General features: G+C 75.2%; 20 protein-coding genes. 11 read left to right on the top strand and 9 right to left on the bottom strand.

What is annotated here, in order from left to right; translation table 11 throughout:
- Positions 1-23: 23 nt before the first annotated feature.
- Both IR170_RS10390 and IR170_RS10385 read right to left on the bottom strand, forming a co-directional pair.
- A complete protein-coding gene (locus tag IR170_RS10390) occupies positions 24-1,136 on the bottom strand; it encodes a FecCD family ABC transporter permease (protein ID WP_319805014.1) in 1,113 nt (370 codons plus the stop codon).
- A gap of 59 nt (positions 1,137-1,195) precedes the next feature.
- Complete coding sequence (locus IR170_RS10385) at positions 1,196-2,365, bottom strand: RtcB family protein (RefSeq protein ID WP_193662579.1); 1,170 nt, start codon at positions 2,363-2,365, stop codon at positions 1,196-1,198.
- Between the two features lie 120 nt (positions 2,366-2,485).
- On the opposite strand from IR170_RS10385, the gene IR170_RS10380 reads away from it, so the two are divergent.
- Positions 2,486-2,644: a hypothetical protein gene (locus IR170_RS10380; RefSeq protein WP_193662577.1), complete on the top strand. Its 159-nt coding sequence runs from the start codon at positions 2,486-2,488 to the stop codon at positions 2,642-2,644.
- Between the two features lie 42 nt (positions 2,645-2,686).
- On the opposite strand, the gene IR170_RS10375 is transcribed toward IR170_RS10380, so the two are convergent.
- The 3 genes from IR170_RS10375 to IR170_RS10365 are packed head-to-tail and all read right to left on the bottom strand — an operon-like array spanning position 2,687 to position 7,188.
- Positions 2,687-4,327 carry a DNA repair helicase XPB gene (locus IR170_RS10375; RefSeq protein WP_193662575.1) on the bottom strand — a complete coding sequence of 547 codons (1,641 nt, stop codon included), beginning with the start codon at positions 4,325-4,327 and terminating at the stop codon, positions 2,687-2,689.
- A gap of 40 nt (positions 4,328-4,367) precedes the next feature.
- The gene (locus IR170_RS10370; RefSeq protein ID WP_193662573.1) at positions 4,368-4,895 is read right to left on the bottom strand and encodes a CGNR zinc finger domain-containing protein; all 528 of its coding nucleotides are present in this window, start codon (positions 4,893-4,895) and stop codon (positions 4,368-4,370) included.
- A gap of 10 nt (positions 4,896-4,905) precedes the next feature.
- Positions 4,906-7,188: a helicase-associated domain-containing protein gene (locus IR170_RS10365; protein ID WP_193662571.1), complete on the bottom strand. Its 2,283-nt coding sequence runs from the start codon at positions 7,186-7,188 to the stop codon at positions 4,906-4,908.
- A 48-nt stretch (positions 7,189-7,236) separates the two neighbouring features.
- On the opposite strand from IR170_RS10365, the gene IR170_RS10360 reads away from it, so the two are divergent.
- The 5 genes from IR170_RS10360 to IR170_RS10340 all read left to right on the top strand — a co-directional run bounded on the left by IR170_RS10360 (position 7,237) and on the right by IR170_RS10340 (position 14,779).
- Positions 7,237-8,070, top strand: a complete 834-nt coding sequence (locus tag IR170_RS10360; protein ID WP_056904821.1) for a PP2C family protein-serine/threonine phosphatase — start codon at positions 7,237-7,239, stop codon at positions 8,068-8,070.
- Positions 8,067-9,353 carry an FHA domain-containing protein gene (locus IR170_RS10355; RefSeq protein ID WP_193662569.1) on the top strand — a complete coding sequence of 429 codons (1,287 nt, stop codon included), beginning with the start codon at positions 8,067-8,069 and terminating at the stop codon, positions 9,351-9,353. The genes IR170_RS10360 and IR170_RS10355 overlap by 4 nt, the downstream gene beginning before the upstream one ends.
- 11 nt (positions 9,354-9,364) lie before the next feature.
- Positions 9,365-10,444 (top strand): RDD family protein, encoded by a 1,080-nt coding sequence (locus tag IR170_RS19950; RefSeq protein WP_193662567.1) that lies wholly within the window; start codon positions 9,365-9,367, stop codon positions 10,442-10,444.
- 191 nt (positions 10,445-10,635) lie between these two features.
- Complete coding sequence (locus tag IR170_RS10345) at positions 10,636-13,044, top strand: immune inhibitor A domain-containing protein (protein WP_227489017.1); 2,409 nt, start codon at positions 10,636-10,638, stop codon at positions 13,042-13,044.
- Positions 13,045-13,162: 118 nt separating this feature from the next.
- Positions 13,163-14,779: an AMP-binding protein gene (locus IR170_RS10340; RefSeq protein WP_193662554.1), complete on the top strand. Its 1,617-nt coding sequence runs from the start codon at positions 13,163-13,165 to the stop codon at positions 14,777-14,779.
- Between the two features lie 17 nt (positions 14,780-14,796).
- Here IR170_RS10340 and IR170_RS10335 read toward each other — a convergent pair whose 3' ends face one another.
- Positions 14,797-16,965, bottom strand: coding sequence for a S8 family serine peptidase (locus IR170_RS10335; RefSeq protein ID WP_193662552.1), 2,169 nt, complete (start codon positions 16,963-16,965; stop codon positions 14,797-14,799).
- 143 nt (positions 16,966-17,108) lie between these two features.
- Between IR170_RS10335 and IR170_RS10330 the strand changes: the two genes are divergently transcribed.
- The 3 genes from IR170_RS10330 to IR170_RS10320 all read left to right on the top strand — a co-directional run bounded on the left by IR170_RS10330 (position 17,109) and on the right by IR170_RS10320 (position 19,770).
- The gene (locus tag IR170_RS10330; RefSeq protein WP_227489016.1) at positions 17,109-18,569 is read left to right on the top strand and encodes an HAD hydrolase-like protein; all 1,461 of its coding nucleotides are present in this window, start codon (positions 17,109-17,111) and stop codon (positions 18,567-18,569) included.
- The gene (locus IR170_RS10325; protein WP_193662550.1) at positions 18,566-19,285 is read left to right on the top strand and encodes a M50 family metallopeptidase; all 720 of its coding nucleotides are present in this window, start codon (positions 18,566-18,568) and stop codon (positions 19,283-19,285) included. The genes IR170_RS10330 and IR170_RS10325 overlap by 4 nt, the downstream gene beginning before the upstream one ends.
- 89 nt (positions 19,286-19,374) lie before the next feature.
- A complete protein-coding gene (locus IR170_RS10320) occupies positions 19,375-19,770 on the top strand; it encodes a cold-shock protein (protein WP_056862058.1) in 396 nt (131 codons plus the stop codon).
- Between the two features lie 6 nt (positions 19,771-19,776).
- On the opposite strand, the gene IR170_RS10315 is transcribed toward IR170_RS10320, so the two are convergent.
- Entirely contained in the window at positions 19,777-21,216 is a 1,440-nt protein-coding gene (locus IR170_RS10315) for an MFS transporter (protein ID WP_227489015.1), read from the bottom strand.
- Between the two features lie 94 nt (positions 21,217-21,310).
- Between IR170_RS10315 and IR170_RS10310 the strand changes: the two genes are divergently transcribed.
- Positions 21,311-22,087 carry a DUF3027 domain-containing protein gene (locus tag IR170_RS10310; RefSeq protein ID WP_056862059.1) on the top strand — a complete coding sequence of 259 codons (777 nt, stop codon included), beginning with the start codon at positions 21,311-21,313 and terminating at the stop codon, positions 22,085-22,087.
- A gap of 24 nt (positions 22,088-22,111) precedes the next feature.
- Here IR170_RS10310 and IR170_RS10305 read toward each other — a convergent pair whose 3' ends face one another.
- Together IR170_RS10305 and IR170_RS20305 are read right to left on the bottom strand one after the other, a co-directional pair.
- Complete coding sequence (locus IR170_RS10305; protein ID WP_193662547.1) at positions 22,112-22,786, bottom strand: class I SAM-dependent methyltransferase; 675 nt, start codon at positions 22,784-22,786, stop codon at positions 22,112-22,114.
- On the bottom strand, positions 22,779-23,072 hold the full coding sequence (locus tag IR170_RS20305) for a DUF2530 domain-containing protein (RefSeq protein WP_319805013.1): 294 nt from the start codon (positions 23,070-23,072) through the stop codon (positions 22,779-22,781). The genes IR170_RS10305 and IR170_RS20305 overlap by 8 nt, the downstream gene beginning before the upstream one ends.
- Before the next feature lie 129 nt (positions 23,073-23,201).
- Between IR170_RS20305 and IR170_RS10295 the strand changes: the two genes are divergently transcribed.
- The gene (locus tag IR170_RS10295; protein WP_228942191.1) at positions 23,202-24,644 is read left to right on the top strand and encodes an NCS2 family permease; all 1,443 of its coding nucleotides are present in this window, start codon (positions 23,202-23,204) and stop codon (positions 24,642-24,644) included.
- Positions 24,645-24,685 lie beyond the last annotated feature (41 nt).

The following is a 24,685-nucleotide window of genomic DNA, read 5'->3' as shown; positions in this document are numbered from 1 at the left end:
GCGGGGGAACGGGGAGGGAGGGGTCAGGCCGCGGTGGCGTGGAGGCGGCGGATGAGCAGCAGGAGGAAGGGGGCGCCCACGACCGAGGTGATGATCCCGATCGGGATCTCCTGCGGCTGGAGCAGCACGCGGCTGGCGACGTCGGCCCAGACGAGGAGGATCGCGCCCATGAGCGCGGCGGTGGGCACGACCCGCACGTGGCCGGCGCCGACGGCGCGGCGCGCGAGGTGGGGCACCACGAGACCCACGAAGCCGATGCTGCCCGCGGCGGCCACCAGCACCGCGACGCACAGCGACACGACCAGCAGCAGCAGGGTCCGGAAGCGGTCAGGGGAGACCCCGAGGGTGTGGGCGGTCTCGTCGCCGACGGCGAGCGCGTCGAGCCCGCGGCCCCACACCGCCAGCAGCGCCACGGTGAGGATCACGACGACGGCGACCACCGCGAGCGGGGCATCCCACTGGGCCAGGCCGAGGGAGCCGAGCAGCCAGAACATCACCGACCGCGCGCCCTCCGCGGAGCCGGAGGCGAAGACCAGGAAGCTGGTGAGCCCCGACAGCGCGTAGCCCACCGCCACCCCGGCGAGCAGCATCCGGGTCGAGGTGAGCCGCCCGCCGGAGCGTGCCACCGCGAGCACGAGCGCGGAGGCCGCTACGGCGCCGAGGAAGGCGCTGGCGGGCAGCGCGTGCTGTCCGAGGCCGGCGCCGAGGCCGAAGAGGATGGCCGCCGCGGCGCCGGTGGAGGCGCCGGAGTTGATGCCGAGCAGGTAGGGGTCGGCCAGCACGTTGCGGACCATGGCCTGGAGGGCGACCCCGCACACGGCGAGCCCGGCGCCGACGAGCACGGCGAGCACGACCCGCGGCAGCCTCACCTGCCAGACGATGGCGTCGCTGGTGGGGTCGACGGCGGCGGTGCCGGGGAGTCCCAGCAGGTGGTGGCCCACGATGCGCGCCACGGTGGCGGGGTCGATGCCGACCGCCCCCGCGCCCACCCCGACCAGCACGGTGGCGACCAGCCCGGCCCCGAGGCCGAGCAGCCAGAGCGTCGTACGTCGTCGTCGGGCGCGGAGGCCGAGCGGGTCGTCCGCCCGTCCGGGCGCGGGGCCCGGACGGGCGGACGGGGTGGCGGTGGGGATCACGACGCTCCGAGGTTGTTGCGAACAATGCGCAACAACGTACCAGTCGCCGTAGGCCTGGCTCAGTCGCCCTTGACGTTGACCACCTGCCGTAGCACGTGCCTGACCTCCACCAGGTCGGAGGCGTCGGCCATCACGCGATCGATGTCCTTGTAGGCCCCGGGGATCTCGTCGAGGAAGGCCTCGGAGTCACGCCACTCGATGCCCGTCATCGCCTCGCGCAGCTGCTCGCGGGTGAAGGTGCGCCGGGCCCGTGCCCGCGAGTACTCCCGCCCCGCGCCGTGGGGTGCGGAGTGCAGCGAGACCGGGTCGCCCCTGCCGACGACGACGTAGGAGGCGGTGCCCATCGACCCGGGGATCAGCCCCGGCCGACCGGCCTCGGCGTTGATGGCGCCCTTGCGGGAGAGCCACACGTCGCGACCGAAGTGCCGCTCGCGCTCGGTGTAGTTGTGGTGGCAGTTGATCTCCTCGGTGCGCACCACAGCCTCGCCGACCCACTCCTCGACCTGGCGCACCACGCGGTCCATCATCTCCTCGCGGTTGAGCAGCGCGTAGGTCTGCGCCCACCGCATCTGGGCGACGTAGGAGTCGAGCTCCGCGGTGCCCTCGACGAGGTAGGCGAGGTCCTTGTCGGGCAGCGGCACCCACCAGCGCTCGCAGAGGTCGCGCGCGACGGCGATGTGGTGCTGCGCGATGCGGTTGCCCACCCCGCGCGAGCCCGAGTGCAGGAAGAGCCAGACCCGCTGCTCCTCGTCGACGCTCACCTCGATGAAGTGGTTGCCCGAGCCCAGGGTGCCGAGCTGGAGCTCCCAGCGCCGGGCGTACGCCGCCGGCTCGAAGCCGGCCTGCTCGGCGAGGCGGGTCAGCAGCTCGAGCCGCTCCCGGGTGTGCTCGCGGCTGACCCGGCGGTTGGCGCCGCCGGCCGAGAGTGGCACCGCCCGCTCGATGGCCTCGCGCACGGGGCGCCGGTCGGTGGGCAGTCGGTCGGCCGTCCACTGGGTGCGCACGGCGATCATGCCGCAGCCGATGTCGACGCCGACGGCGGCGGGCATGATCGCGCCGAGGGTCGGGATGACCGACCCGACGGTCGCCCGCAGACCCAGGTGCGCGTCGGGCATCAGCGCGAGGTGCGGGTGGATGAACGGCATGCGCGCCGTCGTCATCGCCTGCTCGCGGGTGGTGTCCTCGAGGATGGAAGCCCAGCTGAGGAGCTTCGGGGTGATCTTCTCCATCGTCCTTCCCCTGATCGGTCGCCGACCACGGTGGCCGGCGACCGGCGACGCTACGGAGCAGGAATCGGGTTGCACCCCCGGTTTTGCGCGTGCAGGGGCGCGGCGGGCGAGGATGCGCCCATGCGCCTGCCGACCGACCGCCTCCTGACCGTCACCGACGACGGCGGGCTCGACCCGCTGCTGCCCGCCCCGGCGGAGATCGCCGTGGCCGTCGTGCTCGTGCTCGCGGTGCTCGGTCTCGTCGTGTGGCTGGTGCGCCGGGCCCGCCGCGGCCGCTGACCCGGCCGGCGGCCCCGGCGGGCGGCCCCGGCGGGGGCCTCCTCAGGCGGGCAGGTCCTCGGCGTCGACGATGCGGTAGGCGTAGCCCTGCTCGGCCAGGAAGCGCTGGCGGTTCTGGGCGAACTCCGCGTCGACGGTGTCGCGCGAGACGATCGTGTAGAAGTGCGCGGTCTTGCCCTCGCTCTTGGGCCGCAGCAGCCGGCCCAGGCGCTGGGCCTCCTCCTGGCGCGAGCCGAAGGAGCCGGAGACCTGGATGGCCACCTCGGCCGAGGGCAGGTCGATGGAGAAGTTGGCCACCTTGCTCACCACGAGCAGGCCGATCTCGCCGGAGCGGAAGGCCTCGAAGAGGCGCTGGCGCTCCTTGACCGTCGTCTCGCCCTTGATGACCGGGGCGTCGAGGGCCGCGGCGAGCTCGTCGAGCTGCTCGATGTACTGCCCGATGACCAGGGTGGGCTGGCCCGGGTGCTGGGCGACCAGCTCGCGCACCACCTCGACCTTGTGGTGGGTGCAGGCGGCCAGGCGGTAGCGCTCCTCGGGCTCGGCCGTGGCGTAGACCAGCCGCTCGTCGGTGGGCAGCGAGACCCGCACCTCGACGCAGTCGGCCGGCGCGATCCAGCCCTGCGACTCGATGTCCTTCCAGGGCGCGTCGTACCTCTTGGGCCCGATGAGGGAGAAGACGTCGCCCTCGCGGCCGTCCTCGCGCACCAGGGTCGCGGTGAGGCCGATGCGCCGGCGCGCCTGGAGGTCGGCGGTCATCCGGAAGATCGGCGCGGGCAGCAGGTGCACCTCGTCGTAGACGATGAGGCCCCAGTCGCGGGCGTCGAGCAGCTCGAGGTGGGGGTAGGCGCCCTTGCGGCGCAGCGTGAGCACCTGGTAGGTCGCGATGGTGACCGGCTTGATCTCCTTCATCGCCCCGGAGTACTCGCCGATCTCGTCCTCGGTGAGCGACGTGCGCTTCACCAGCTCGTCCTTCCACTGCCGCGCCGAGACGGTGTTGGTCACCAGGATCAGCGTGGTGGCCTTGGCGTGGGCCATCGCGGCCGCGCCGACCAGCGTCTTGCCGGCGCCGCAGGGCAGCACGACGACGCCGGAGCCGCCGTGCCAGAAGGAGTCGGCGGCGTCGCGCTGGTAGTCGCGCAGGTGCCACTCGCTCTCGTCGAGGTCGATGGGGTGGGCCTCGCCGTCGACGTAGCCGGCGAAGTCCTCGGCCGGCCAGCCCAGCTTGAGCAGCGCCTGCTTGAGGTTGCCGCGCTCGGAGCCGTGGACCACCACGGTGTCGTCGTCGAGGCGGGCGCCGATCATGCCGGCGATCTTCTTGGCCCGCAGCACCTCCTCGAGCACGGGGCGGTCGGAGCTGACCAGGGTCAGCCCGTGCACCGGGTGCTTCTCCAGGCGCAGCCGGCCGTAGCGGGCCATGGTCTCGGCCACGTCGACCAGCAGCGAGTGCGGCACGGCGTAGCGGCTGTACTCCAGCAGCGTGTCCACGACCTGCTCGGCGTCGTGGCCCGCGGCGCGTGCGTTCCACAGCCCCAGCGGCGTGAGCCGGTAGGTGTGCACGTGCTCGGGGGAGCGCTCGAGCTCGGCGAAGGGGGCGATCGCCTTGCGGCAGTCCTGCGCCCGCTCGTGGTCGATCTCGAGCAGCAGGGTCTTGTCGGACTGGACGATGAGGGGGCCGTCGTTCACCTGGCGAGTCTACGGAGCCGCCGGGCGGCGGGCGGTCGGCTCAGGCCGGCGTACGCCGTCGCGCGCGGTGGGCGGCCACGTGGACCCGCGAGGCGCACCGCCCGGAGCAGTAGCGCCGGGAGCGGTTGGAGGAGGTGTCGACCCACACCTGCGAGCAGCGCGGCTCCCCGCACACGCCGAGCCGGGCGGCGCCGAGGTCGGCCACCAGGGTGGCCAGGCCCACCAGCGACTCGGCGAGGAGCTGCTCGGCCACGGCGTCGGAGCGACCCCCGACGGCCAGGCGCAGGCCCGAGGGCGCGTGCGGGTCGGGCGTGAGCCGCGGGGTGACCGGGTGCGCGGCCAGCAGGGCGTCGAGGGCCTCGACGGCGGCCGCGTCGCGGCCCTCCGCGGCCGCCCGGAAGACGGGGTCGAGGTCGCGCTGCAGCCGCCGCACGAGCATGCAGTCGCGGTCGGTCACCCGCGCGGCCAGCGAGGGGCGCTCCGAGAGCACCGCGACGAGGTCGTCGACGTCGAGCACCGTGGCGTTGACCAGCCGGGCGGCCTGCTCGGCGTGGCCCGCGACGTCCATGGCGCCCAGCCTACGAGCCGGCGGCGCCGGGCTCGACGGGCTTGACCGTGGTGATCCGGTGCACCGCGAAGGTCCGCACGTCGTCGACGCGGTGGTCGCGCGCGGTGAGCTGGCCGCCCTCCACCGCGAGCGGGTCGACGATGCGCTCGGTGCGGGTGCCGTGGTTGTCGACGTAGCCGATGAGCACGCTCAACCCCAGCTCGACCGCCTCGCGCAGCGCCGCCAGCGAGCCCGACGGGGTCAGGGCGCTCGCGGGCGCCTGGAGCCGGGTGCTGGTGGCGCGGTCGCCCGAGCGCACCGCGGTGACCACCGCGGCCACGCGCGCGCCCTCGCGGGCGTCGCGCTGGCCCGGCGAGCGACGCTCGCGGGGGGTGCGGGCGCGCAGCTGGTCGGGGCGGGCCACGTGGACCGTGCCGTCGGGGGCCTCGACGACCGGCGCGGCACCGAGCTCGCGCAGCCGGGGCAGCAGCAGGTCGATCGGCAGCGTCGAGACCAGCACCGTCGGGGCCAGGCGGCGCAGCTCCAGGCCCGCGGCCTGCGGGTGGCCGAGGATCTCCGAGAGCGCGGTCTCGTCGTCGGCGCGCAGGAAGGCCTCGGCGTGCCCCACCCGCACCGAGCCGAAGGTCCGTGCGGTGTCGTCGACCAGGTAGGTCAGCGGCTGCGGCACCGGCGTGCGCGAGACCGAGCCGAGGAAGTCGTGCAGCTCCACCGCGGTCCAGCCGGTGTCGAGCGCGCGCCGCACGGAGCCGGGGGTGAAGCGGTAGACGGTCGCGCCGCCGCGCGACTCCACGTCGGCCACGACCTGGAGGCGCCGCGCGAGCGCCGACTCCAGCGGCCCGGGGGCCACCGCCGTCAGGTCGGCCTGCAGCAGCACGTGGTCGAGGGGCTCGGGCAGCAGCGGCGCGAGCTCGGCCGCCGCGCGGTCCGGCTCGTCGGCGACGAGCGGGCGGGCGAAGCCGGCCAGCCCGCCCAGGCCGGTCAGGCCCAGCGCGGCCGCCTCGGCGACGACCCAGCCGACCTGCTCGGTGCGGGTGCGGGGCCGGCGCGGACGCAGCCACGACAGCCGCGCGTGCAGCGAGGGCGGCCCGGTGCCGCTGGCCAGCACGCGCCCCGGCCCGGCCGAGGCCAGCGCCTCGAGCGTCATCCGGCGCGTCTCCACGACGTGCACCCCCGAGAGGTCGGGCGACAGGGCGTTCCACGCCTTGCCCGCGGTGTCGCGGCTGCCCACCATGCCCGGCAGGCGGGGGCTGTCGAGCCACGCGGTGACGAGCCGGCGCCACCGGTCGGCCGCGGGCCGCGCGGCCCAGGCGTCGTAGTCGTCGCTGGGCAGCCAGGCCGGCGCCCCGTCGGCGCCGACGCCGGTCGCGAGCAGGCCCGCCGCGACGGCGGTCTCCACCAGCAGCGCGGTCGTCGCCTCGTCGACGTGGAGGAGCAGCGCTGCGGCCCGCAGGTCGCGCACCCCGAGACCGCCGCTGCGCAGGGCCGAGGGGGGCCGGGTGCCCCAGGCGTCGAGGAGCAGCTCGGTGCGTCGTACGGCGTCGAAGGCCGCGCCGGCGGCGGTGCGGTCGACGAGGGCCTGGTCGCGCTCGGAGGTGACCAGCTCGGGCACGGCGTCGACCGGCTCGGTGGTGGTGCGCCCGCCGCGCAGCGCGAGGCCCACCTCGCCGGGCACCACCACGGTGCCGCCGCCGCGGGCCACCAGCAGGCGGCGCGACAGCAGCTCCTCGGCGGGGGTGGTGGCGTCCTCGGGCAGCACCGTGTGGCGTGCGGCGCCGGTGGTCGCCTCGCCGCCCTGGGCGGCGACGTGGTCGAGCATCGCGCGCGCCGCGGGGGAGAGGGCGGCCAGGTGGGACGCGACCGCGTCCGGGTCGGGCGCGGGCTGGCTGCGCGGGCGCAGGCCGCTCACCCCGACGTCGCCGCCGCCGGTGAGCAGGTCGGCCACGCCGGTGAGCGGGCGGGGGCCCGACGTCGACTCCCAGACGAGCGCCACGTCGACGAGGTGCTCGAGCGCGGCACGGGCCCGGGCGGGGTCGGCGTGCACCAGCGAGGCGACTTCGTCGGGTGTGGTTTGACCTGCGACGACGAGGGCATCAAGGACGCAGAGCTCGAGCCGGGACAGCTGGTCGAGCGTGCGCAGCAACGACGACCGGGTGGCAGCCCGCGAGGCGAGCTGGCTGGAGTCGTGAGGGGCGGGAGTGGCGAGATCGGGTCGAGCGACGAGCAGACGGGACAGCCGCTCGTCCGACCAGGCGCGCAGCTGGTCGGCCAACGATCGGTACCCCGTCTCGGACATCCCTCCCACGCTACCGACCCGGTCCTCGTCGCGGGCGTCGGTCCGCCGATGAGCCGCCCCCTGGGACAGGTCGAGCTGCAGCACGGGGCGGCCACCGACGTCGGGCTGGTGCGCCAGGTCAACGAGGACTCCTTCCTCGTCGCGCCTCCGGTCTTCGTCGTGGCCGACGGCATGGGCGGCCACGACGGCGGCGACGTCGCGAGCGCGATCGTGGTCGAGGAGTTCGCCCGGCTGGCCGACGAGGGCTACGACCCTCGTCGCGGCGCGGAGGTGGTCGCGGCCACCCTCACCTCCTGCCAGCAGCGCATCGAGCAGTACGGCGCGCACCAGCGCCTCGGCGGCGCGGGCTCCTTCCACGCCGGCACGACGGCCGTCGTCGCCCTGCTGGTCGAGGACGCCGGGGAGACCAAGTGGCTGCTGGCCAACCTCGGTGACTCCCGCATCTACCGCTTCAGCGAGGGCGTGCTCGAGCAGGTGAGCGTCGACCACAGCGTCGTGCAGGAGCTCGTCGAGGCCGGCACGATCACGGCCGACGACGCCGCCGTGCACCCCGAGCGCCACATCATCACCCGCGCCCTCGGTGCCACCGAGGGCGCCGAGGCCGACTACTTCCTGCTGCCCCTGCCGGCCGTCGAGCGGCTCCTGCTGTGCTCCGACGGGGTGACCGGCATGATCGGCGACGACCACGTCGCGCGGATCCTCGCCGCCGCCGCCGACCCCCGCGACGCGGCCGAGCAGGTCGTGCGCGCCGCCGTCGCCGCCGGGGGCAAGGACAACGCCACCGCCGTCGTCGTCGATGTGGTGGGATTGGCCCACGACCACCCCTACGACTCCGAGCGCCAGCGCGTGAGCCTGGAGCAGAAGCTGGGAGCCCTGCCGTGACCCCCTCCCCCTCGCGTCCCCGGTCCTACCGGCCCGGTGACTGGTACGCCGTGCTGGGCCCCGACGTCCTCGTGGCCCTGCCCCCCTCCGAGCGCGGCCGCGTGGCCGCCCTGTGGGAGATGGTCGACGACGGCGCCGACGGCGACGCCGTCCTCGACGCCCTCATCGCCGGCGGCCTGCGCCACCTGCCGGGCTTCGTGCTCGTCAGCGAGGTCGACGGCACGACCCGCGCCGTGGTGCGCGGCTCGGTCACCTGCACCCTCACCGCGGGGGGAGAGGTGGTCGAGCTCGACGGCACCGCGGCCACGACCTGGGTGGAGCGCTCCCTGCCCGGGGTCACCGCCACCACCGTGTCGGTCTCCGGCGACGCCGCCGGGCCCGACCTCGTGATCGGCCCCGGGCTGGTGCGCGTCGCCCGCGTCGACGACCCACCCGCCTCCGTCGAGGCCGCGCCCGCCGCACCGCTCGACGTGCCGGCGCCTCTCGACGTCCCCGCCCCCGTCGACGTGCCCGCCCCCGCGGAGGTGCCGCAGGTCGAGGAGGAGCCCTCGCCGGTGGTCGCCGCCGCGGCGGAGGCCGCGGTGCCCGACGAGCCCGCGGCGGGGCCCGCGGCCGAGCCCGAGCCCGAGCCTGCCGCCGAGCCCGTCGAGCCGGCGTACGAGGACCTGCCGACCGAGCGCTTCGACAGCCTCCCTCCCGCGCCGCCGGCGCCCCCCGCGTGGGGGCCGACGAGCCCGCCGCCCAGCGCCCCGCCAGCGGCCCCCGAGCCCGACCCGACTCCCGACCCCCAGCCCGACCCCCAGCCCGACCCGCCGCCGGCCGACCACGACCACGACGGCATGACCCGCGCCGGCAGCTGGGACCCCGACGAGTTCGCGCGCCCCCAGGCCGGCATCCCCGGCCAGCCGCAGGCGCCGTCGGTCACCTCGCGTCCCGTGGCACGGCTCGTCGTGTCGAGCGGCGACACCGTCGACGTCGACCGGGTGGTCCTGGTCGGCCGCGCCCCCGAGGCGCGGCGCTTCACCTCCACCGAGCAGCCGCGCCTGGTCACGGTGCCGAGCCCGCAGCAGGAGATCAGCTCCACCCACCTCGAGGTGCGCCCCGGGTCGGGGGCCGACCACGGCAGCGCCGTCGTCACCGACATGGGCTCGACCAACGGCACCGTGCTGGTGCAGCCCGGTCTGCCCTCGGAGTCGCTGCAGCCCGGCATCCCGGTGCAGCTGATCCCCGGAGCGCTCATCGACCTCGGCGACGGCGTGACCATCCAGGTCACCCGGCCCTGAGGCGCGTCGAGGTGTCCCACGTGTCCGCCCGCGAGGCGGCTCCCACCAGCTTCCCCGCGGCCGAGCTCGACCGCCGCTTCTACGCCTTCACCCTCGACCGCCTCGTGGCGTGGGGTCTCTACGCCGCCGCGGGCTGGGCCGCCTGGGCCTTCCTGGCCGACGGGTCGGGCACCCTCGTGGCGGTGCTGGCCGTGGTGGGGGTCGTGCTGGTCGTCTCGCTCGCCTCGGCGGTCGTGCTGGGCCTGCGGGGGGTGTCGCTCGGCAAGGCCGCCGTCGGCCTGCGCGTCGTCGCCGTCGGCACCGGCGAGCCCATCGGCGTGGGCCGTGCGCTGGTGCGCCAGCTCGTGCTCGGCGTGGGTGCCCTGCCCACCTTCGGCCTCGGGGTGGCGACGCTGGCGTGGACCGCGGTCATGGACGCCAGCGCCCGGCGTCGCGGCTGGCACGACCACCTGGGGCACTCGGTGGTCGTCGACGTGCGGCCCGCGCCCGAGGTCGAGAGCGAGGCCGAGCGCCCGCGCGCCGTCGTCAACCTCACCGCGCTGCGCCTGGCCGCGCCCGAGCCCGAGCCGGTGACCGCTCCCGCGCCTGCCCCGGCCGCCGTGCCCGCCCCGGCCCGTGCCGAGCCCGCGCAGGCCCCTCGGGCACCGCGGGCCCCCCAGCCGCCGCCGCCCCCGCCCCCGTCGCCCCCCGCGGGGCGCCGGATCCGCACCGAGCCCGCACCGCCCGCCGCCCCGCCGCCGTCGCCGACCACGGCCCCCGCGCACTGGCGGGTCGCCTTCGACACCGGGGAGTCGTTCGTCGTCGAGGGCCTCGCCCTGGTCGGTCGCGGGCCGCAGGCCCGAGGCGGGGAGGACGTGCGCCACCTGGTGCCCCTGCCCTCCTCCGACATGTCGCTGTCGAAGACCCACGCCCAGTTCCTCGTCGCCCCCGACGGCGCCCTGGTGGTCATGGACCGCGGCTCGACCAACGGCTCGATGCTGGTGCGCTCCGGTGTCACCCGCGAGCTGTCGGCGGGCAAGGCGGTCACGCTGCTGCCGGGCGACAAGGTCCGCTTCGGCGACCGCTCCATGGACGTCTCGCGCGAGTCGTGACCCCCGGGTCGGCCGGGCTGCGGGCCGGTCACGACTCGGTAACGATGGCCTGTGCCTCTTCCGGTGCCCGGGGTCGGGCGTGTCGACTGCACGAGGTCGACCGCCCGACCCTGCCGTGATCCGACGGGGCTCGCCGAGCGGCCTGTCTCGGGCGCTGGAGCGCCACTCGGAACCGTCCCAGGAGGATGACTTTGCGCAGGTCCAGACTCGCCGTCGTCGCGAGCACGTCACTGGTCGCCGCAGCGCTCGCGCTGCCGCTGACCGCTTCGCAGTCCGGCGCCGCGCCGGCTGCCCCGGCCGCCTCGGCGGCCCCGTCGGGCGAGGCCGCTGCGCCCCGCCCCACCGACTCCCTCACCATGCCCTGGCAGGCCAAGTACGAGGCCGAGCGCCAGGTCGCCGTGGAGAAGCGCCTGCGCAACGGCGGCTCGGGGGAGAGCCAGAAGATCGGCAAGGACACCTACGGCCGCGTGGCCCAGTCCGGCACCGACAAGATCTTCGTCGTGCTGGCGGAGTTCGGCGACACCCGCCACTCCGCCTACCCCGACGGTGGGACCACCGAGGGCCAGGAGCCGGCCACCACCTACGACGGCCCGCTCCACAACGAGATCCCGAAGCCCGACCGCGCCACCGACAACTCCACGCTGTGGCAGGCAAACTACGACCGCAAGCACTACCGCGACATGTACTTCAACCGGATGCGCACGTTCTACGAGCAGCAGTCCTCCGGTGAGTACTCCGTCGACGGCGACGTGACCGCCTGGGTGAAGGTCCCCTTCAACCAGGCCCGCTACGGCCGCAACACCTGCGGCGACATCGTCTGCAACAACACCTGGTTCCTCATCCGCGACGGCCTCGCGCAGTGGACCCAGGACCGGCTCGACGCCGGCCAGTCGATGGAGCAGATCCAGGCCTACCTCAAGACCTTCGACCAGCAGGACCGCTACGACTTCGACGAGGACGGCGACTTCTCCGAGCCCGACGGCTACATCGACCACTTCCAGGTCGTGCACGCCGGCGGCGACGAGGCCGACGGCGACCCGACCTACGGCGAGGACGCCATCTGGAGCCACCGCTGGTACGCCCAGATCGAGCCGCTCGGCACGGGCCCGGCCGACGGCGCCCAGCTCGGCGGCGTGAACGTCGGCGAGGGCGGCGTCTCCGACGCCAGCGGCGCCAACGTGCAGATCCCCGACAACCCGACCGGTGTCTGGGTGGGCGACTACACCATCCAGCCCGAGAACGGCGGCCTGTCGGTCTTCGCCCACGAGTTCGGCCACGACCTCGGCCTGCCCGACCTCTACGACACCTCCGGCAACACCGGCGGCGCCTCCAACAGCGTGGAGTTCTGGAGCCTGATGAGCCAGTCGCGCGGCACGCTGCCGGGCGACCCGGGCATCGGTGACCGCCCGCAGCCCTTCGGCGCCTGGGAGAAGTTCCAGCTCGGCTGGCTCGACTACGACGTCGCCCGCGCCGGACGCAGCTCCACCCACGTGCTGCGACCCGGTCAGTCGACCTCGGGCAGCGCCGCCAACGGCCTGATCACGATCCTGCCCGACAAGGAGGTCGTCTCCCAGCTCGGCGAGCCGGCCGCCGACGGCGGCGAGCGGTTCTACTACTCCACCTCCGGCAACGACCTCGACACCCGCATGACCGCGGCCGTCGACGGCGGGGGCGAGCTCACCGCCACGACGCGCTACGACATCGAGGAGGGTTGGGACTACGCCTACCTCGAGGCCTCCAGCGACGGCGGCGAGACCTTCGCCGGCGTGCCGACCAGCGTCAGCTTCGAGGGCGAGGACGCCAGCGGCCTCAACCCCGACGGCACCGGCATCTCGGGCACGACCGACGGGGCCTGGGTCGACCTGACCGCCACCCTGCCGGCCGACACCGACACGATCCGCTTCCGCTACCGCACCGACAGCGCCTTCGTGCTCCCGGGCTTCGCGGTCGACAACGTCGCGGTCGACGGCGAGACCGTGGGCACCGCCGAGGAGGGCGACACCGCCTTCGAGCTCGACGGGTTCACGACCTCGACCGGCACCGAGGTGGAGGAGTTCCTCAACGCCTACATCGTCGACAACCGGCAGTACGTCGGTCGCGACAAGCAGCTGAAGCACCTCTACAACTTCCCGGACCTCGAGAAGAAGCCCGACACCGTGGAGTTCTTCCGCTACGCCCCCGGTGCCCTCATCTCCTACTGGGACACCTCCTACACCGACAACAACGTCGGTGACCACCCCGGCTCCGGCCAGGTCCTGCCGGTCGACGCGCACCCGGACTTCGTCCACTACGCCGACGACACGCTGGCCCGCACCCGGGTCAACACCGCCGACTCCGCCTTCGGCCTGCGCCGCATCAAGGCCCAGACCCTGAGCAACGCGGGCCGCGAGTTCACGGTCCCGGCGCGACGCGCCCAGCCCGTCTTCGACGACACCCGCCCGTGGTGGTTCGACAGCGACGAGCACGGCGTCGGCACCCACCCGGGCTTCTACCAGCCCGGCTGGTTCGGCGTCGACGTGCCGCAGACCGGCACCACGATCCGCGTGGTGAAGGTGGCCAAGAACGGCAACATGACGGTGAAGGTCGGTCGCTCGAGCTGACCCGCCCGTCCTCCTCGGACCCCGTCGATCACCGGATCGGCGGGGTCCGTCGTCGTCGGGGCCCCGGCCGCGGCCGGCGCCAACCCCGCGACAACGTGACGGGCATTACGTTGCTCCCATGGAGTCCTACGCCGCCGGAGAGACCACGCCCCCGCTGCTCGAGGAGACCATCGGGGAGAGCTTCACCCGCACGGCCACGACGTACGCCGAGCGCGAGGCCCTCGTGGAGGTCGCCACCGGGCGCCGGTGGACCTGGGCCGAGCTCGACCGCGACGTCGACGCGGTGGCCCGCGGGCTGATGGCCGCGGGCCTCGAGCCCGGCGACCGGGTCGGCATGTGGGCGCCCAACTGCGCGGAGTGGACGATCGTGCAGTTCGCCACGGCCAAGGCCGGGATCGTCCTGGTCAACGTCAACCCCGCCTACCGCACCCACGAGCTGGCCTACGCGGTCGAGCAGTCGGGCATGCGCCTGCTGCTGGCGACCAGCAGCTACCGGGGCAGCGACTACCGTGCCACGGTCGAGCAGGTCCGCGGGGACTGTCCCGCGCTGGAGCGGGCCGTCTACGTCGACACCGACGACTGGGCCGACCTGGTGGCCGCGGGGGAGGCGGTGGCAGCCGAGGCCCTCGCCGAGCGGCAGGCGGGGCTGCGCCCCGACGACGCCATCAACATCCAGTACACCAGCGGCACGACGGGCTACCCCAAGGGCGCGACGCTCAGCCACCGCAACATCCTCAACAACGGCTTCATGGTCACCGAGGCGATCAACCTGACCCACGAGGACCGGCTGTGCATCCCGGTGCCCTTCTACCACTGCTTCGGCATGGTCATGGCCAACCTCGGCTGCACCACCCACGGCGCGACGATGGTGATCCCCGCGCCGAGCTTCGACGCCGCCACCACGCTGCGCGCGGTGCAGGACGAGCGGTGCACCGTGCTCTACGGCGTGCCCACGATGTTCATCGCCATGCAGAGCCTCCCCGACGTCCACGCGCACGACCTGAGCGCGCTGCGGGGCGGGATCATGGCCGGCTCCATCTGTCCGGTCGAGGTGATGCGACGCTGCATCGACGACATGGGGATGAGCGAGGTGTCGATCGCCTACGGCATGACCGAGACCAGCCCGGTCTCCTGCCAGACCCGTGACGACGACGACCTGGAGCGACGCACCGCCACCATCGGCCGGGTCCACCCGCACCTGGAGATCAAGGTCGTCGACCCGGTCAGCGGGCTCACCGTGGAGCGCGGCCGGCCCGGTGAGCTGTGCACCCGCGGCTACAGCGTGATGCTCGGCTACTGGGAGGACCCCGCCAAGACGGCCGAGGCGATCGACGCAGACGGCTGGATGCACACCGGCGACCTCGCCGAGATGCGCGAGGACGGCTACTGCACGATCGTCGGCCGGATCAAGGACATGGTGATCCGCGGCGGGGAGAACATCTACCCGCGCGAGATCGAGGAGTTCCTCTACACCCACCCCGACGTCGAGGACGTCCAGGTCGTCGGCGTCCCCGACGAGAAGTACGGCGAGGAGCTGTGCGCCTGGCTGCGGATGCGACCCGGTGCGGCCCCCCTCGACGCCGCCGCCGTGCGGGCCTTCGCCTCGGGACGGCTCTCGCACTACAAGATCCCGCGCTACGTCATGGTGGTCGAGGAGTTCCCGATGACCGTCACCGGCAAGATCCGCAAGGTCGCCATGCGCGAGGAGAGCGCCAAGGCGCTGGGCCTGGCCTGAGGGCCCCGGCCCGGCGCTCAGCGGCTGACGACGACCGGGATGCTGGCGCGGGTGCCGTCGCCCCCGCGCCACACGACCGTGCCGTCGTCGCCGCGAGGCGCCCCGGGGCGTGCGGTCAGCGTCAGGGTGAAGCGGGCCGACTCGCCCGGGTCGAGGCGCACGGCGGCCGGGGTGACCACCGCGCGGTGGTGGGCGAAGCCGCGGGCGGAGGAGGAGAAGTAGAGGGCGCGCCCGCCGACGTTGGTGATCGTGCGTCGCGTGCGGCGCTCCTCGGCACCCAGCAGCACCGAGGGCAGGTTGAGGACCTGCTCGGGGTCGCGTCCGGCGAGCCGGCCGTCGATGAAGGCGCGGTAGTCGGCGGGGTCGGTGAGGTAGACCAGCCCGGGGCGCAGGGCGCGCTCGGCCCGGACCCGGCCGGCCCCGGCCCGCAGCGGCGACGTGCCGCGCACCGGCGCCGCGCTGGTGGCGAGTGCGGAGCGCACCGCGGTCGCCGACCACCCGCGCCGGTCGACGAGCAGGGCGGCGGTGCCGCTGGTGATGGCCGTGGCGGCCGAGGTGCCGGAGGCGAAGGCCCACCGGGTGCCGCGGACGTCGGAGGGCACGGCACCGAGCACGCCGGTCGCCGGGGCCACGACGTCGGGCTTGACCACCGCCCCGGCGGGGTCGCCGGAGCCCGACCACGCCAGGACCTGCGACGCGGAGCGGTCGGTGCCCAGGGAGGTGAGGGTCACACGGGCCAGCGGGTGGGAGCGCGACCAGGTGCGCACGGCGTCGCCGTCGGCGCGGTCGAGGTGCACCGTCGGCACGCTGTGCAGGTCGGTGTCGAGCGACTGGCGCCGTACGTTGGCCAGCACCATGCCGACGCCGTCGGCCCGCTCCACCGCCGCGGACTTGTCCACCCGGCCCACCCGGCCGCGGTCGCACAGCACCACGGCACCGGTCACCCGCGCAGCGTCGAGGCTGCCGGGCGCGCACACGCGGGCGTCGTCGATGCGGGCACCCGGCGCGCTGACGTCGGCCCCGACCACGAGCCGTGCCGGCCCGACGTCGCGCGGCGAGGCCATCAGGCCCTCGACCACGGGGCCACCGCCGCCGAGCGCCACGCTCCCGCGACGGTCGGGACCGGTGGTGCCGCCCACGGTCGTCACCCAGGGCGAGGGGTGGGAGGCGAAGGCGCGCTCGCCGTCGTTGCCGGCGGCGGCCACCACCACGACGTCCTGCTCGGCCGCGCCCAGCAGGGCGCGCTCGAGCACGTCGAAGCCCGGGCTCCCGCCCACCGAGAGGTTGAGCACGTCGACGCGGTCGTGGGTGGCGCGGTCCACCGCCGAGACCAGGTCGGCGGTGGAGCACCCGTCGTCGGCGGGGTCGGGCGCGGTCCAGCAGGCCTTGTAGACCGCCAGCCTGGCCTGCGGCGCGACGCCGGCGTAGGACCCGAGCTCGTCGTCGTCGACGCGCACGGCGACCCCGGCGTTGCCGGCGGCGATCGAGGCGACCTGCGTGCCGTGGCCGTCGTCGTCGCGGGGGGAGAGCGAGGAGGCCGAGCGCACCGCGTCCTCGCCGAAGCCGGCGAGGAACCAGGAGCCGCCCACGACCTTGCCGTTGCACGCGCTGGCGCCCCAGTCGGCGGACTGCGAGCAGTCGCCGCGGAAGCGCGCGGGCCGCTCACCCAGGCCCGGCACCGAGGCGAAGGCGGGGCTGTCGGGGCTGAGGCCGGAGTCGACGACCCCGATGACCACGCCGGCCCCTCCGCGCTGGCGTCCGGAGGGCACCAGCCGCTCGGTGGCGCTGCCGCGGCCGGGCGCGGCGGCCAGGGGGCGCACGGTGTCGCGCTCGGTGGCCACGACTCCGGGCTGGGCGGCGATCTCGTCGGCCTGGGCCCGGGTCAGGCGCACGGCGACGCCGTTGAGCGCGGAGGTCCAGCGGTAGACCGGCTCCGGGGCGCCGACGGCGGCGAGCACGGCGTCCTGCTGCCCGCGCATGCTCAGCTCGAGCATCGTCTCGGGCAGCGGGGAGGTGTCGCCGGCCGTGCCGGGTCCGGCGAGGGTGACCAGCCACAGGTCGGTGCCGTCCTGCGCAGCGGCGACCGGGGCGGGACCGGCCAGGGCCGCGGCCCCGACCAGCGCGACCGCGGCCGCCACGGCGCGACGGACGGCGCGGTGGCTGCGGGAGCGGCGGGCGGTGGTCACGGGGTCCTCGTCGGTGGGTCGCGGGGCGGGCGCGGGGGCGGGGCGCAGGGGCGGGAACCACCCATTGTGACCGACAGCCGGGCGCAGCGGGAGGCGAACCCCGCAGGCGGAGGGCGAGGGGTGCGCGCACGTAGGCTCCTGGCATGCCCCCGACGCCCTCCGCCGTGCCGCCGGTGGTCGGCTTCGACCTCGACATGACCCTCATCGACACCGCCCCCGGCTTCCGTGCGCTGCTGCGCGTGCTCGGTGACGAGCTGGGCGTCGCCCTGCCGGTGGAGGAGATGACAGCCCGGCTCGGCCCCCCGCTCGACCAGCTCCTCGCACCCCACCTGCCGGCCGAGGCGGTGGGTCCGGCCGGCGACCGCTTCCGCGCGCTCTACCCCGACCACGCCGTGACCACCACGCCCGTGCTGCCGGGCGCCCACGAGGCGCTGGCGGCCGTGCGCCGCCACGGCGGCCGCATCGTGCTCGTGACCGGCAAGTTCCCCGACAACGCCCGGCGCCACGTCGAGCACCTCGGACTCGACGTCGACGTGCTCGAGGGGTGGGTCTGGGGCGCGGGCAAGGCGACCGCGCTGCGCCGCGAGGGCGCGGGCGTCTACGTCGGCGACCACGTGCACGACGTCGAGGGCGCGCTGGCCGCGGGGGCCACGAGCGTCTCGGTGCTCACCGGCGGCTGCACCCGCGAGGAGCTGCTCGACGCCGGCACCCACGTGGTGCTCGACAGCCTCGAGGACTTCCCCGGGTGGCTCGACGACCACGTGCTGACCACGCGGGTGGCGGCGCTCGAGGCCCGGCTGGCCGACCTGGGGTCGCTGGCCGTGGCCTACAGCGGCGGGGCCGACAGCGCCCTGCTGCTGGCCGCGGCCGTGCGGGCCCTCGGGCCCGGGCGGGTGCTGGCGGTGACCGGCTACTCCGACTCCCTGCCCGCGGTCGAGCGCGACCCCGCGCGCGCCTTCGCCGAGGGCCTCGGCGTGGAGGTGCTCACCCCGCGCACCCACGAGATGGAGCGCGAGGGCTACCGCGCCAACGACGGCGACCGGTGCTTCTTCTGCAAGGCCGAGCTGCTCGACGTGCTCGTGCCGCTGGCCCGCGAGCGCGGGGTCGAGCACGTCGCCACGGGCACCAACGCCGACGACGTCGTCGCCGGCTTCCGCCCCGGCATCCGCGCCGCCGCCGAGCGGGGGGCGCTCACCCCGCTCGCCGACGCCGGCCTCACCAAGGCGCAGGTGCGCGAGGTCTCGCGTCGCTGGGCCCTGCCCACCTGGGACAAGCCGGCGGCGGCCTGCCTGTCCTCCCGGGTCGCCTACGGCGTCGAGGTCACCCCCCACCGGCTGGCGCGCATCGAGCGGGCCGAGGCCGCGGTGCGCGAGTCGGTCACGGGCGCGGGGCTCCCGCTGCGCGACCTGCGGGTGCGCGACCTGGGGGAGGACCGGGCCTCGGTCGAGGTCGACGCCGCCCTGCTCCCGCTGCCGTCGGTGCTCGCCGGTGCCGTGCTGGCCCGGGTGCGCGAGGCCGGCTTCGCCCACGCGGAGGTGGCCGAGCGCGGCTTCCGCTCCGGCGGGCTGAACGACGCCCTGCCCGACCCCGAGCGCTGGCGGTGAGCACGGCCGACACCTGGGCCCGGCTCTGGGGCGACGTGACCTCGCGCCAGCCCGTGCCCGAGGCCCGCTTCGTGCTGCTCACCGGTGCTGTCGCGGCGCTGCTCGTGCTCGCCCCCGGCACCTGGCCGCGGGTCCGGCTCGCCGTCACCGTCGTCCACGAGGCCGGCCACGCCCTCGTCGCCGTCCTCGTCGGGCGCCGGCTGCAGGGCATCCGGCTGCACTCCGACACCTCCGGCGTGACGCTGTCGCGGGGCCGTCCCCGTGGTCCGGGCATGGTGGCGATGCTGGCCGCGGGCTACCTCGCCCCGGCGCTGCTGGGCCTCGGGGCCGCCCTCGCGCTCGCGGCGGGGCGCAGCCTCGCCCTGCTGTGGGGCCTGGTGGTGCTGTCGGCGCTGATGCTGCTCTGGGTCCGCAACCTGTACGGCGCCCTGGCCCTGGTCGTCCTCGGGGCGGGCGTCGGCGTGGTCTCCTGGGCCGGCGGGCCGACCGCGCAGGCGGTGGCGGCGTACCTCATCGCCTGGCTGCTGCTGCTGGCCTCGCCCCGGCCGCTGCTGGAGCTGCTGGGCGCGGGGGCGGCGCGACGCCGGGGCTCCGACCCCGACCAGCTGGCCCGGCTGACCCGGCTGCCGGTCGTGGTGTGGGTGCTGGTGCTGCTCGCGGCCAACCTCGCGGGCCTGGTCGTGGGGGTCTCGACCCTCGCGCCCGAGCTGCTCTGAACCCGATGGCGGGGCTCACCGGGCCCCACATATCCTTCCCGTCGGTCGGTCCGCAGGGGCCCGACGCAGAGCTGACGGGGGAAGTCGCCGTGCCCAGTGGCAAGGTCAAGTGGTTCGACGCGGAGAAGGGCTTCGGCTTCCTCTCCCAGGACGGCGGCGACGACGTCTACGTCCGCGCCGACGCCCTCCCGGCCGGCACGACGTCGATCAAGCCGGGCACCCGGGTGGAGTTCGGGGTGGCGCAGGGTCGTCGCGGCGAGCAGGCCCTCCAGGTGCGCGTGCTCGACGCCCCGACCTCGGTGGCGCGCAACCAGTCGCAGGCACGACGCAAGAAGCCCGACGAGATGGCGCCGATCGTGGAGGACCTCATCACGCTGCTCGACGGCGTGGGCGAGGCCTACCGCCACGGCCGCCACCCGGACGCGCGCACCGCGCGTCCGACGGCCAAGCTGCTGCGGGCCCTCGCCGACGAGCTGGAGCTCTGAGGCGGCTCAGGAGACGCGCGCGACCGACCGCACGGCCCCGCGCGAGGAGCTGAGCACGAAGACCGACCACGCCCCGAGCACGGCCACGGCGACGCCGAGGCCGAGCCGGGCGGGCTCGAGCGGCAGCGCGATGCCGATGAAGCCGCCGACCACCCAGGCCAGCTGGAGGGTGGTGTCGCTGCGGGCGAAGGCGCTGGCCTGCACCCGCTCGGGGATGTCGCGCTGGATGGTGGCGTCGAGGCAGAACTTCGCGAGCGACTGCGACAGGCCGGCCACCAGGCCGAGCAGGGCCAGGGGGAGCACGCCGTAGAACAGCGTGGCGACCAGGGCCGCCCCGGTGCCGGCCAGCAGCGCGAGCACGACGGTCACGGCGGGGTTGATCCGCCGCAGCAGGGCGGCGGCCGCGACACCGAGGGCGTTGCCGGCGCCGGCGGCGCCCACGACGATCCCGATGAGCAGCTCGGGGCGCAGGCTGCTCGCGGGAGGGTTCTCGCGCAGCAGGAAGGCCATGAACATCAGCAGGAAGCCGGAGAGCCAGCGCGGCCCGCAGTTGGCGCGCAGCGCGAAGGCGACGGCGGTGGGGATCCGGGTGCGGGGCCGCCCCGAGCGCGTGGTGCCGTCGCCGACGGCGCGGTCGGCCGGCGGCGCCATCAGCACCAACGTCTCCTCGCCCTGGCTGGAGTCGACGGAGGCGGGCAGCCGGATGGCCGCGACCGTGGCGGCCACGAAGAGCAGGAAGGCGTAGCGCAGCGACCACTCGGGGCCGGCCAGGGAGGCCAGGCCGGCGAGGGGGGCGGAGACGGTGGCGCCGACGATGCCGGCCATGGAGACGCGCCCGTTGGCCTTGACCAGCGTGAAGTCGTCGGGCAGCAGCCGGGGCACCGCGGCGGCGCGGGTCACGCCGTAGGCCTTGGAGGAGACCAGCACCCCCAGGGCGGCGGCGAAGAGCAGCGGCGACTCGCCGTCGGCCGCCCCGGCCAGGGTCAGGCACAGCACGGCCCGGATCGCCATGGTCGCCCCGATGGCCCACCGGCGGCCGTGGCTGAAGCGGTCGAGGAAGGGGCCGATGAGCGGCGCCACGATCGCGAAGGGGAGCATCGTCAGCCCCAGGAAGAGCGCCACCTGCCCGCGCGCCTCGCCCGAGGGCACCTGGAAGAAGAGGCTGCCGGCCAGCGAGATCGCCACCGCCGCGTCGCCGGCGGTGTTGAAGAAGTGCATCTGGATCAGCCGCGACAGCCCGGAGCGGTCGGCGCCCTGGGCGTGGGAGGCGCGCACGGCCTGGCGCCCGACGTAGCGGCTGGCGCGCCCGGTGCCGCGGGCGACACCGGCCACCCCGCGGGCTCCGGCGCGCACGCCCGTGCCCAGGCCGCGCCCCACCGACCGGGTGCGCGCACGCGGCATCCGCACGGTCGGCTCGTCGGCCGGGTCGGGTCCGTGCGAGGTCATGGGCACATCCTGCCCTGGGGGTCCGACCGTCCGAGGGGAGGGACACGGGACCCCGACCTGACACGCGGGGTGGGAGGAGGCATGATTGCCCGCCGTGACCACTGTGCTGCGCGCCAAGCCCGACCCCGCGACGGTCGCGGCCGTCGACGCCGCCCGGGAGGCCCTGCTCGCCGAGGTCGACGCCGTCGACGTCGGCGACCACCTCGGGCACCTCGTGGAGGGCGAGCGCGTCGTCACCCACCAGTTCGCCTGCCTGCGCAAGGGCTACTCCGGCTGGCGCTGGTCGGTCACCGTCGCGCGCGCCTCGCGGCAGAAGGCCGTCACCGTCGACGAGGTCGTCCTCATCCCCGGTGAGTCCGCCATCGTCGCACCGGCCTGGGTGCCCTACCGCGAGCGCCTGCAGCCCGGCGACCTCTCGCCCGGCGACCTGCTGCCGGTCGACGACGACGACCCGCGCCTCGTGCCGACCTGGTCCTACGGCGACGACCCGCTCGACGCCGACGACCGCGCCCAGGTGCGCCAGGTGGCCCAGGACCTCGGCCTGGGCCGCGTCCGCACCCTGTCGGTCGAGGGCCGCGACCTCGCGGCCCAGCGGTGGTACGACGGTGACGCCGGCCCCGGCTCGGCGCTGGCCCAGGCCGCCCCCGACCACTGCCACTCCTGCGGCTTCCTCGTGCGCCTGGCCGGCCCGCTGTCGGACACCTTCGGCGTCTGCGCCAACGGCGACGCCAACGACGATGGTCGCGTGGTCTCCTTCGACCACGGCTGCGGCGCCCACTCCGAGGTGCGCCTGGCCAAGAAGCACGAGCCCGTGCCCGTGCCCGAGCCGGTCTTCGACACCCTCACCCCGGGCGACGTCGAGCGCTTCTGAGCCCGGCCTCCCGCGCCGGGCCGCTCAGGCCGGGTCGTGGGTGACGGTGCGGTGGTCGCCCGCGGCGGCCGGCGCGTCGTCGCGGCTCAGCACCCACACGGCGTACGCCGGGTCGGCGGGGCGCAGGTCGTAGCCGCCCAGGCGCAGGTCGACGCGCAGGCCGGCGGCCTCGGCGTCGGCGACGAACTCCGCGGCGGGGTAGACCCGGCTGGTCGTGGGCCCGCCCTCGAGGTGGAAGCCGACGAGGAGGCGCCCCGTCGGTGAGAGCAGGTCGCGCAGCCGGCGCAGCACCGCGCGCTCGGTGCCCTCGGCCAGGAAGATCATGACGTTGCCCACGCAGGTGACGAGGTCGAAGCCGGTCGGGGCGCCGGCGGCCTCGAGCACCGCGGGGTTGAGCTCGAGGACGTCGACCGGCAGCACCGTCAGCCCGGGGTAGGTGCGCCGCGACTGCGCCACGAGCGCCGCGTCGGGCTCGCAGCCCACCACCCGGTGCCCGCGACCGAGGAGCGCGGCGCCGACGCGCCCCATGCCCGAGCCCGCGTCGAGCACGCGCCCGCCGCGGGGGAGCAGGGCGTCGGCCAGCCGGGCCTCGCCGTCCACGTCGTCGCCGGCCTCGACCAGCTCGGCGAAGCGCAGCGCGTAGCCGGCGTTGGCCTCCCCGCCCCGGGCCCAGCGCGTCGGCGGCGACGGCTCAGTCATCGGCCTGGTCGGCCTGGTCGGCGCGGGCCCGGCGACGACGGCGGCAGTACTCGACGCCCAGCAGGCCCAGGCCGAAGCCGGACAGGCACGTCCACAGCCACCAGGTGCGTCCCGACTCCTCGAGCCGGCCGTAGAACGGGAGGAGGGCGACGAAGGCGAGCAGCCACAGCCCGACCCCGACCCAGACGGTGCGCACGCCGTCGATGTCGAGCGGCTCGACGTCGGCGACGACGTAGGTGCGGTTGCCGATCTCGTGCTGCGTCGGCTGGTCGTCGCGGAGCTCCACGCGGGCGACTGTAGTGGCCCTCGCCCCACCACGCGGACCACGGGGAGGACCACGGGGAGGACCACGGGCAGGACCACGGGTCGGTCCGCGTTGACAGCGACGGTGCCCGGGCTGAGAAGGTTGCTCCCCGTGAGCAGTCCTGTGCGCCCCGTGGGCCGTCCTGCCGGCATCGACGGCTTCTTCCAGATCTCCCAGCGCGGCTCGACGGTGGCCCGCGAGGTGCGCGGCGGCGTGGTCACGTTCGTGACCATGGCCTACATCGTCGTGCTCAACCCCCTCATCCTGGGCTTCGCCCTCGACGCCGACGGCCAGACGCTGGGCGGCCCCGGGCCGGGCAACCTCGCGGTGATCGCGGCGGGCACCTCGCTGGTCGCGGGAGTGGCCACGATCCTGATGGGGGTGGTGGCCAACTACCCGATGGCGCTGGCCACCGGACTGGGGCTCAACGCCTTCGTCGCCTTCTCGGTGGCCTCCCAGATGACGTGGGCCGACGCGATGGGCCTGGTCGTGCTCGAGGGCCTGGTGATCCTGGTGCTGGTGCTGACCGGCTTCCGCGAGGCCGTCTTCCACGCCGTGCCCGCGCAGCTCAAGGTGGCCATCTCGGTCGGCATCGGGCTCTTCATCGCGCTCATCGGCTTCGTCGACGCCGGCTTCGTGCAGCGCATCCCCGACGCCGCCGGCACCACCGTGCCGGTGCAGCTCGGCGCCACCGGTCAGCTCTCGGGCTGGCCCGTCCTCGTCTTCGCCCTCGGCCTGGTGCTCGTGGTGGCGCTGTGGGTGCGCCAGGTGCGCGGGGCGATCCTCGTGGCCATCGTCGTGACCACCGCCGTGGCCGTGCTGGTCGAGGAGATCGGCCACGTCGGCGGCTGGAGCCTCACCACGCCCGAGCTCCCCTCCGACCTGGTGGCCTCGCCCGACTTCGGCACGCTGGGGGAGTTCTCCCTGCTCGGCTCCTTCGACCGCATCGGCGTCGTCGCCGCGCTGCTGCTGGTCTTCACCCTGCTGCTGGCCGACTTCTTCGACACCATGGGCACCATGACCGCCATCGGCGCGGAGGCCGACCTGCTCGACGAGGACGGCATGCCCCCCCGCACCCGGCGCATCCTGGTCGTCGACTCGCTGGCCGCGGCCGGCGGCGGCGCGGCCGGCGTCTCGTCCAACACCTCCTACATCGAGTCGGCCTCCGGGGTCGGCGAGGGCGCGCGCACCGGGCTGGCCTCGGTGGTCACCGGGGTGCTGTTCCTGCTCACCATCTTCCTCGCGCCGCTGGTCGCGGTCATCCCGTCGGAGGCGGCCGTGCCGGCCCTGGTGCTGGTGGGCTTCCTGATGATGCAGCAGGTGCGCGAGATCGACTGGGACGACCTGGAGATCGCGCTGCCGGCCTTCCTCACCATCGTGCTCATGCCCTTCACCTACTCGATCACCGTCGGCATCGGCGCCGGCTTCCTCGCCTTCGTGCTGATCAAGGTCGTGCGCGGCAAGGCGCGCGCCGTGGCCCCGCTGATGTGGGTCGTGGCCGCGCTGTTCGTCGTCTACTTCGCGATCGACCCGATCACCGACCTGCTGGCCTGACCCGGGCAGGCCCGGCCCGGCGCGACCGGGCCGGGCCTGCC

Source organism: Nocardioides kribbensis, from assembly GCF_015070375.1.
GTDB classification, from domain to species: Bacteria; Actinomycetota; Actinomycetes; order Propionibacteriales; family Nocardioidaceae; genus Nocardioides; species Nocardioides kribbensis.
Note: the sequence above shows the minus strand (reverse complement) of the source record. Positions and strands in the feature narration are given on the sequence as shown.

Bases quoted from the DNA above. Each gene is read 5' to 3' on its own strand.
- IR170_RS10385 (WP_193662579.1), bottom strand. From the start codon at position 2,365: ATGGAGAAGATCACCCCGAAGCTCCTCAGCTGGGCTTCCATCCTCGAG.
- IR170_RS10380 (WP_193662577.1), top strand. From the start codon at position 2,486: ATGCGCCTGCCGACCGACCGCCTCCTGACCGTCACCGACGACGGCGGG.
- IR170_RS10370 (WP_193662573.1), bottom strand. From the start codon at position 4,895: ATGGACGTCGCGGGCCACGCCGAGCAGGCCGCCCGGCTGGTCAACGCC.
- IR170_RS10365 (WP_193662571.1), bottom strand. From the start codon at position 7,188: ATGTCCGAGACGGGGTACCGATCGTTGGCCGACCAGCTGCGCGCCTGG.
- IR170_RS10360 (WP_056904821.1), top strand. From the start codon at position 7,237: ATGAGCCGCCCCCTGGGACAGGTCGAGCTGCAGCACGGGGCGGCCACC.
- IR170_RS10340 (WP_193662554.1), top strand. From the start codon at position 13,163: ATGGAGTCCTACGCCGCCGGAGAGACCACGCCCCCGCTGCTCGAGGAG.
- IR170_RS10330 (WP_227489016.1), top strand. From the start codon at position 17,109: ATGCCCCCGACGCCCTCCGCCGTGCCGCCGGTGGTCGGCTTCGACCTC.
- IR170_RS10315 (WP_227489015.1), bottom strand. From the start codon at position 21,216: ATGACCTCGCACGGACCCGACCCGGCCGACGAGCCGACCGTGCGGATG.
- IR170_RS10305 (WP_193662547.1), bottom strand. From the start codon at position 22,786: ATGACTGAGCCGTCGCCGCCGACGCGCTGGGCCCGGGGCGGGGAGGCC.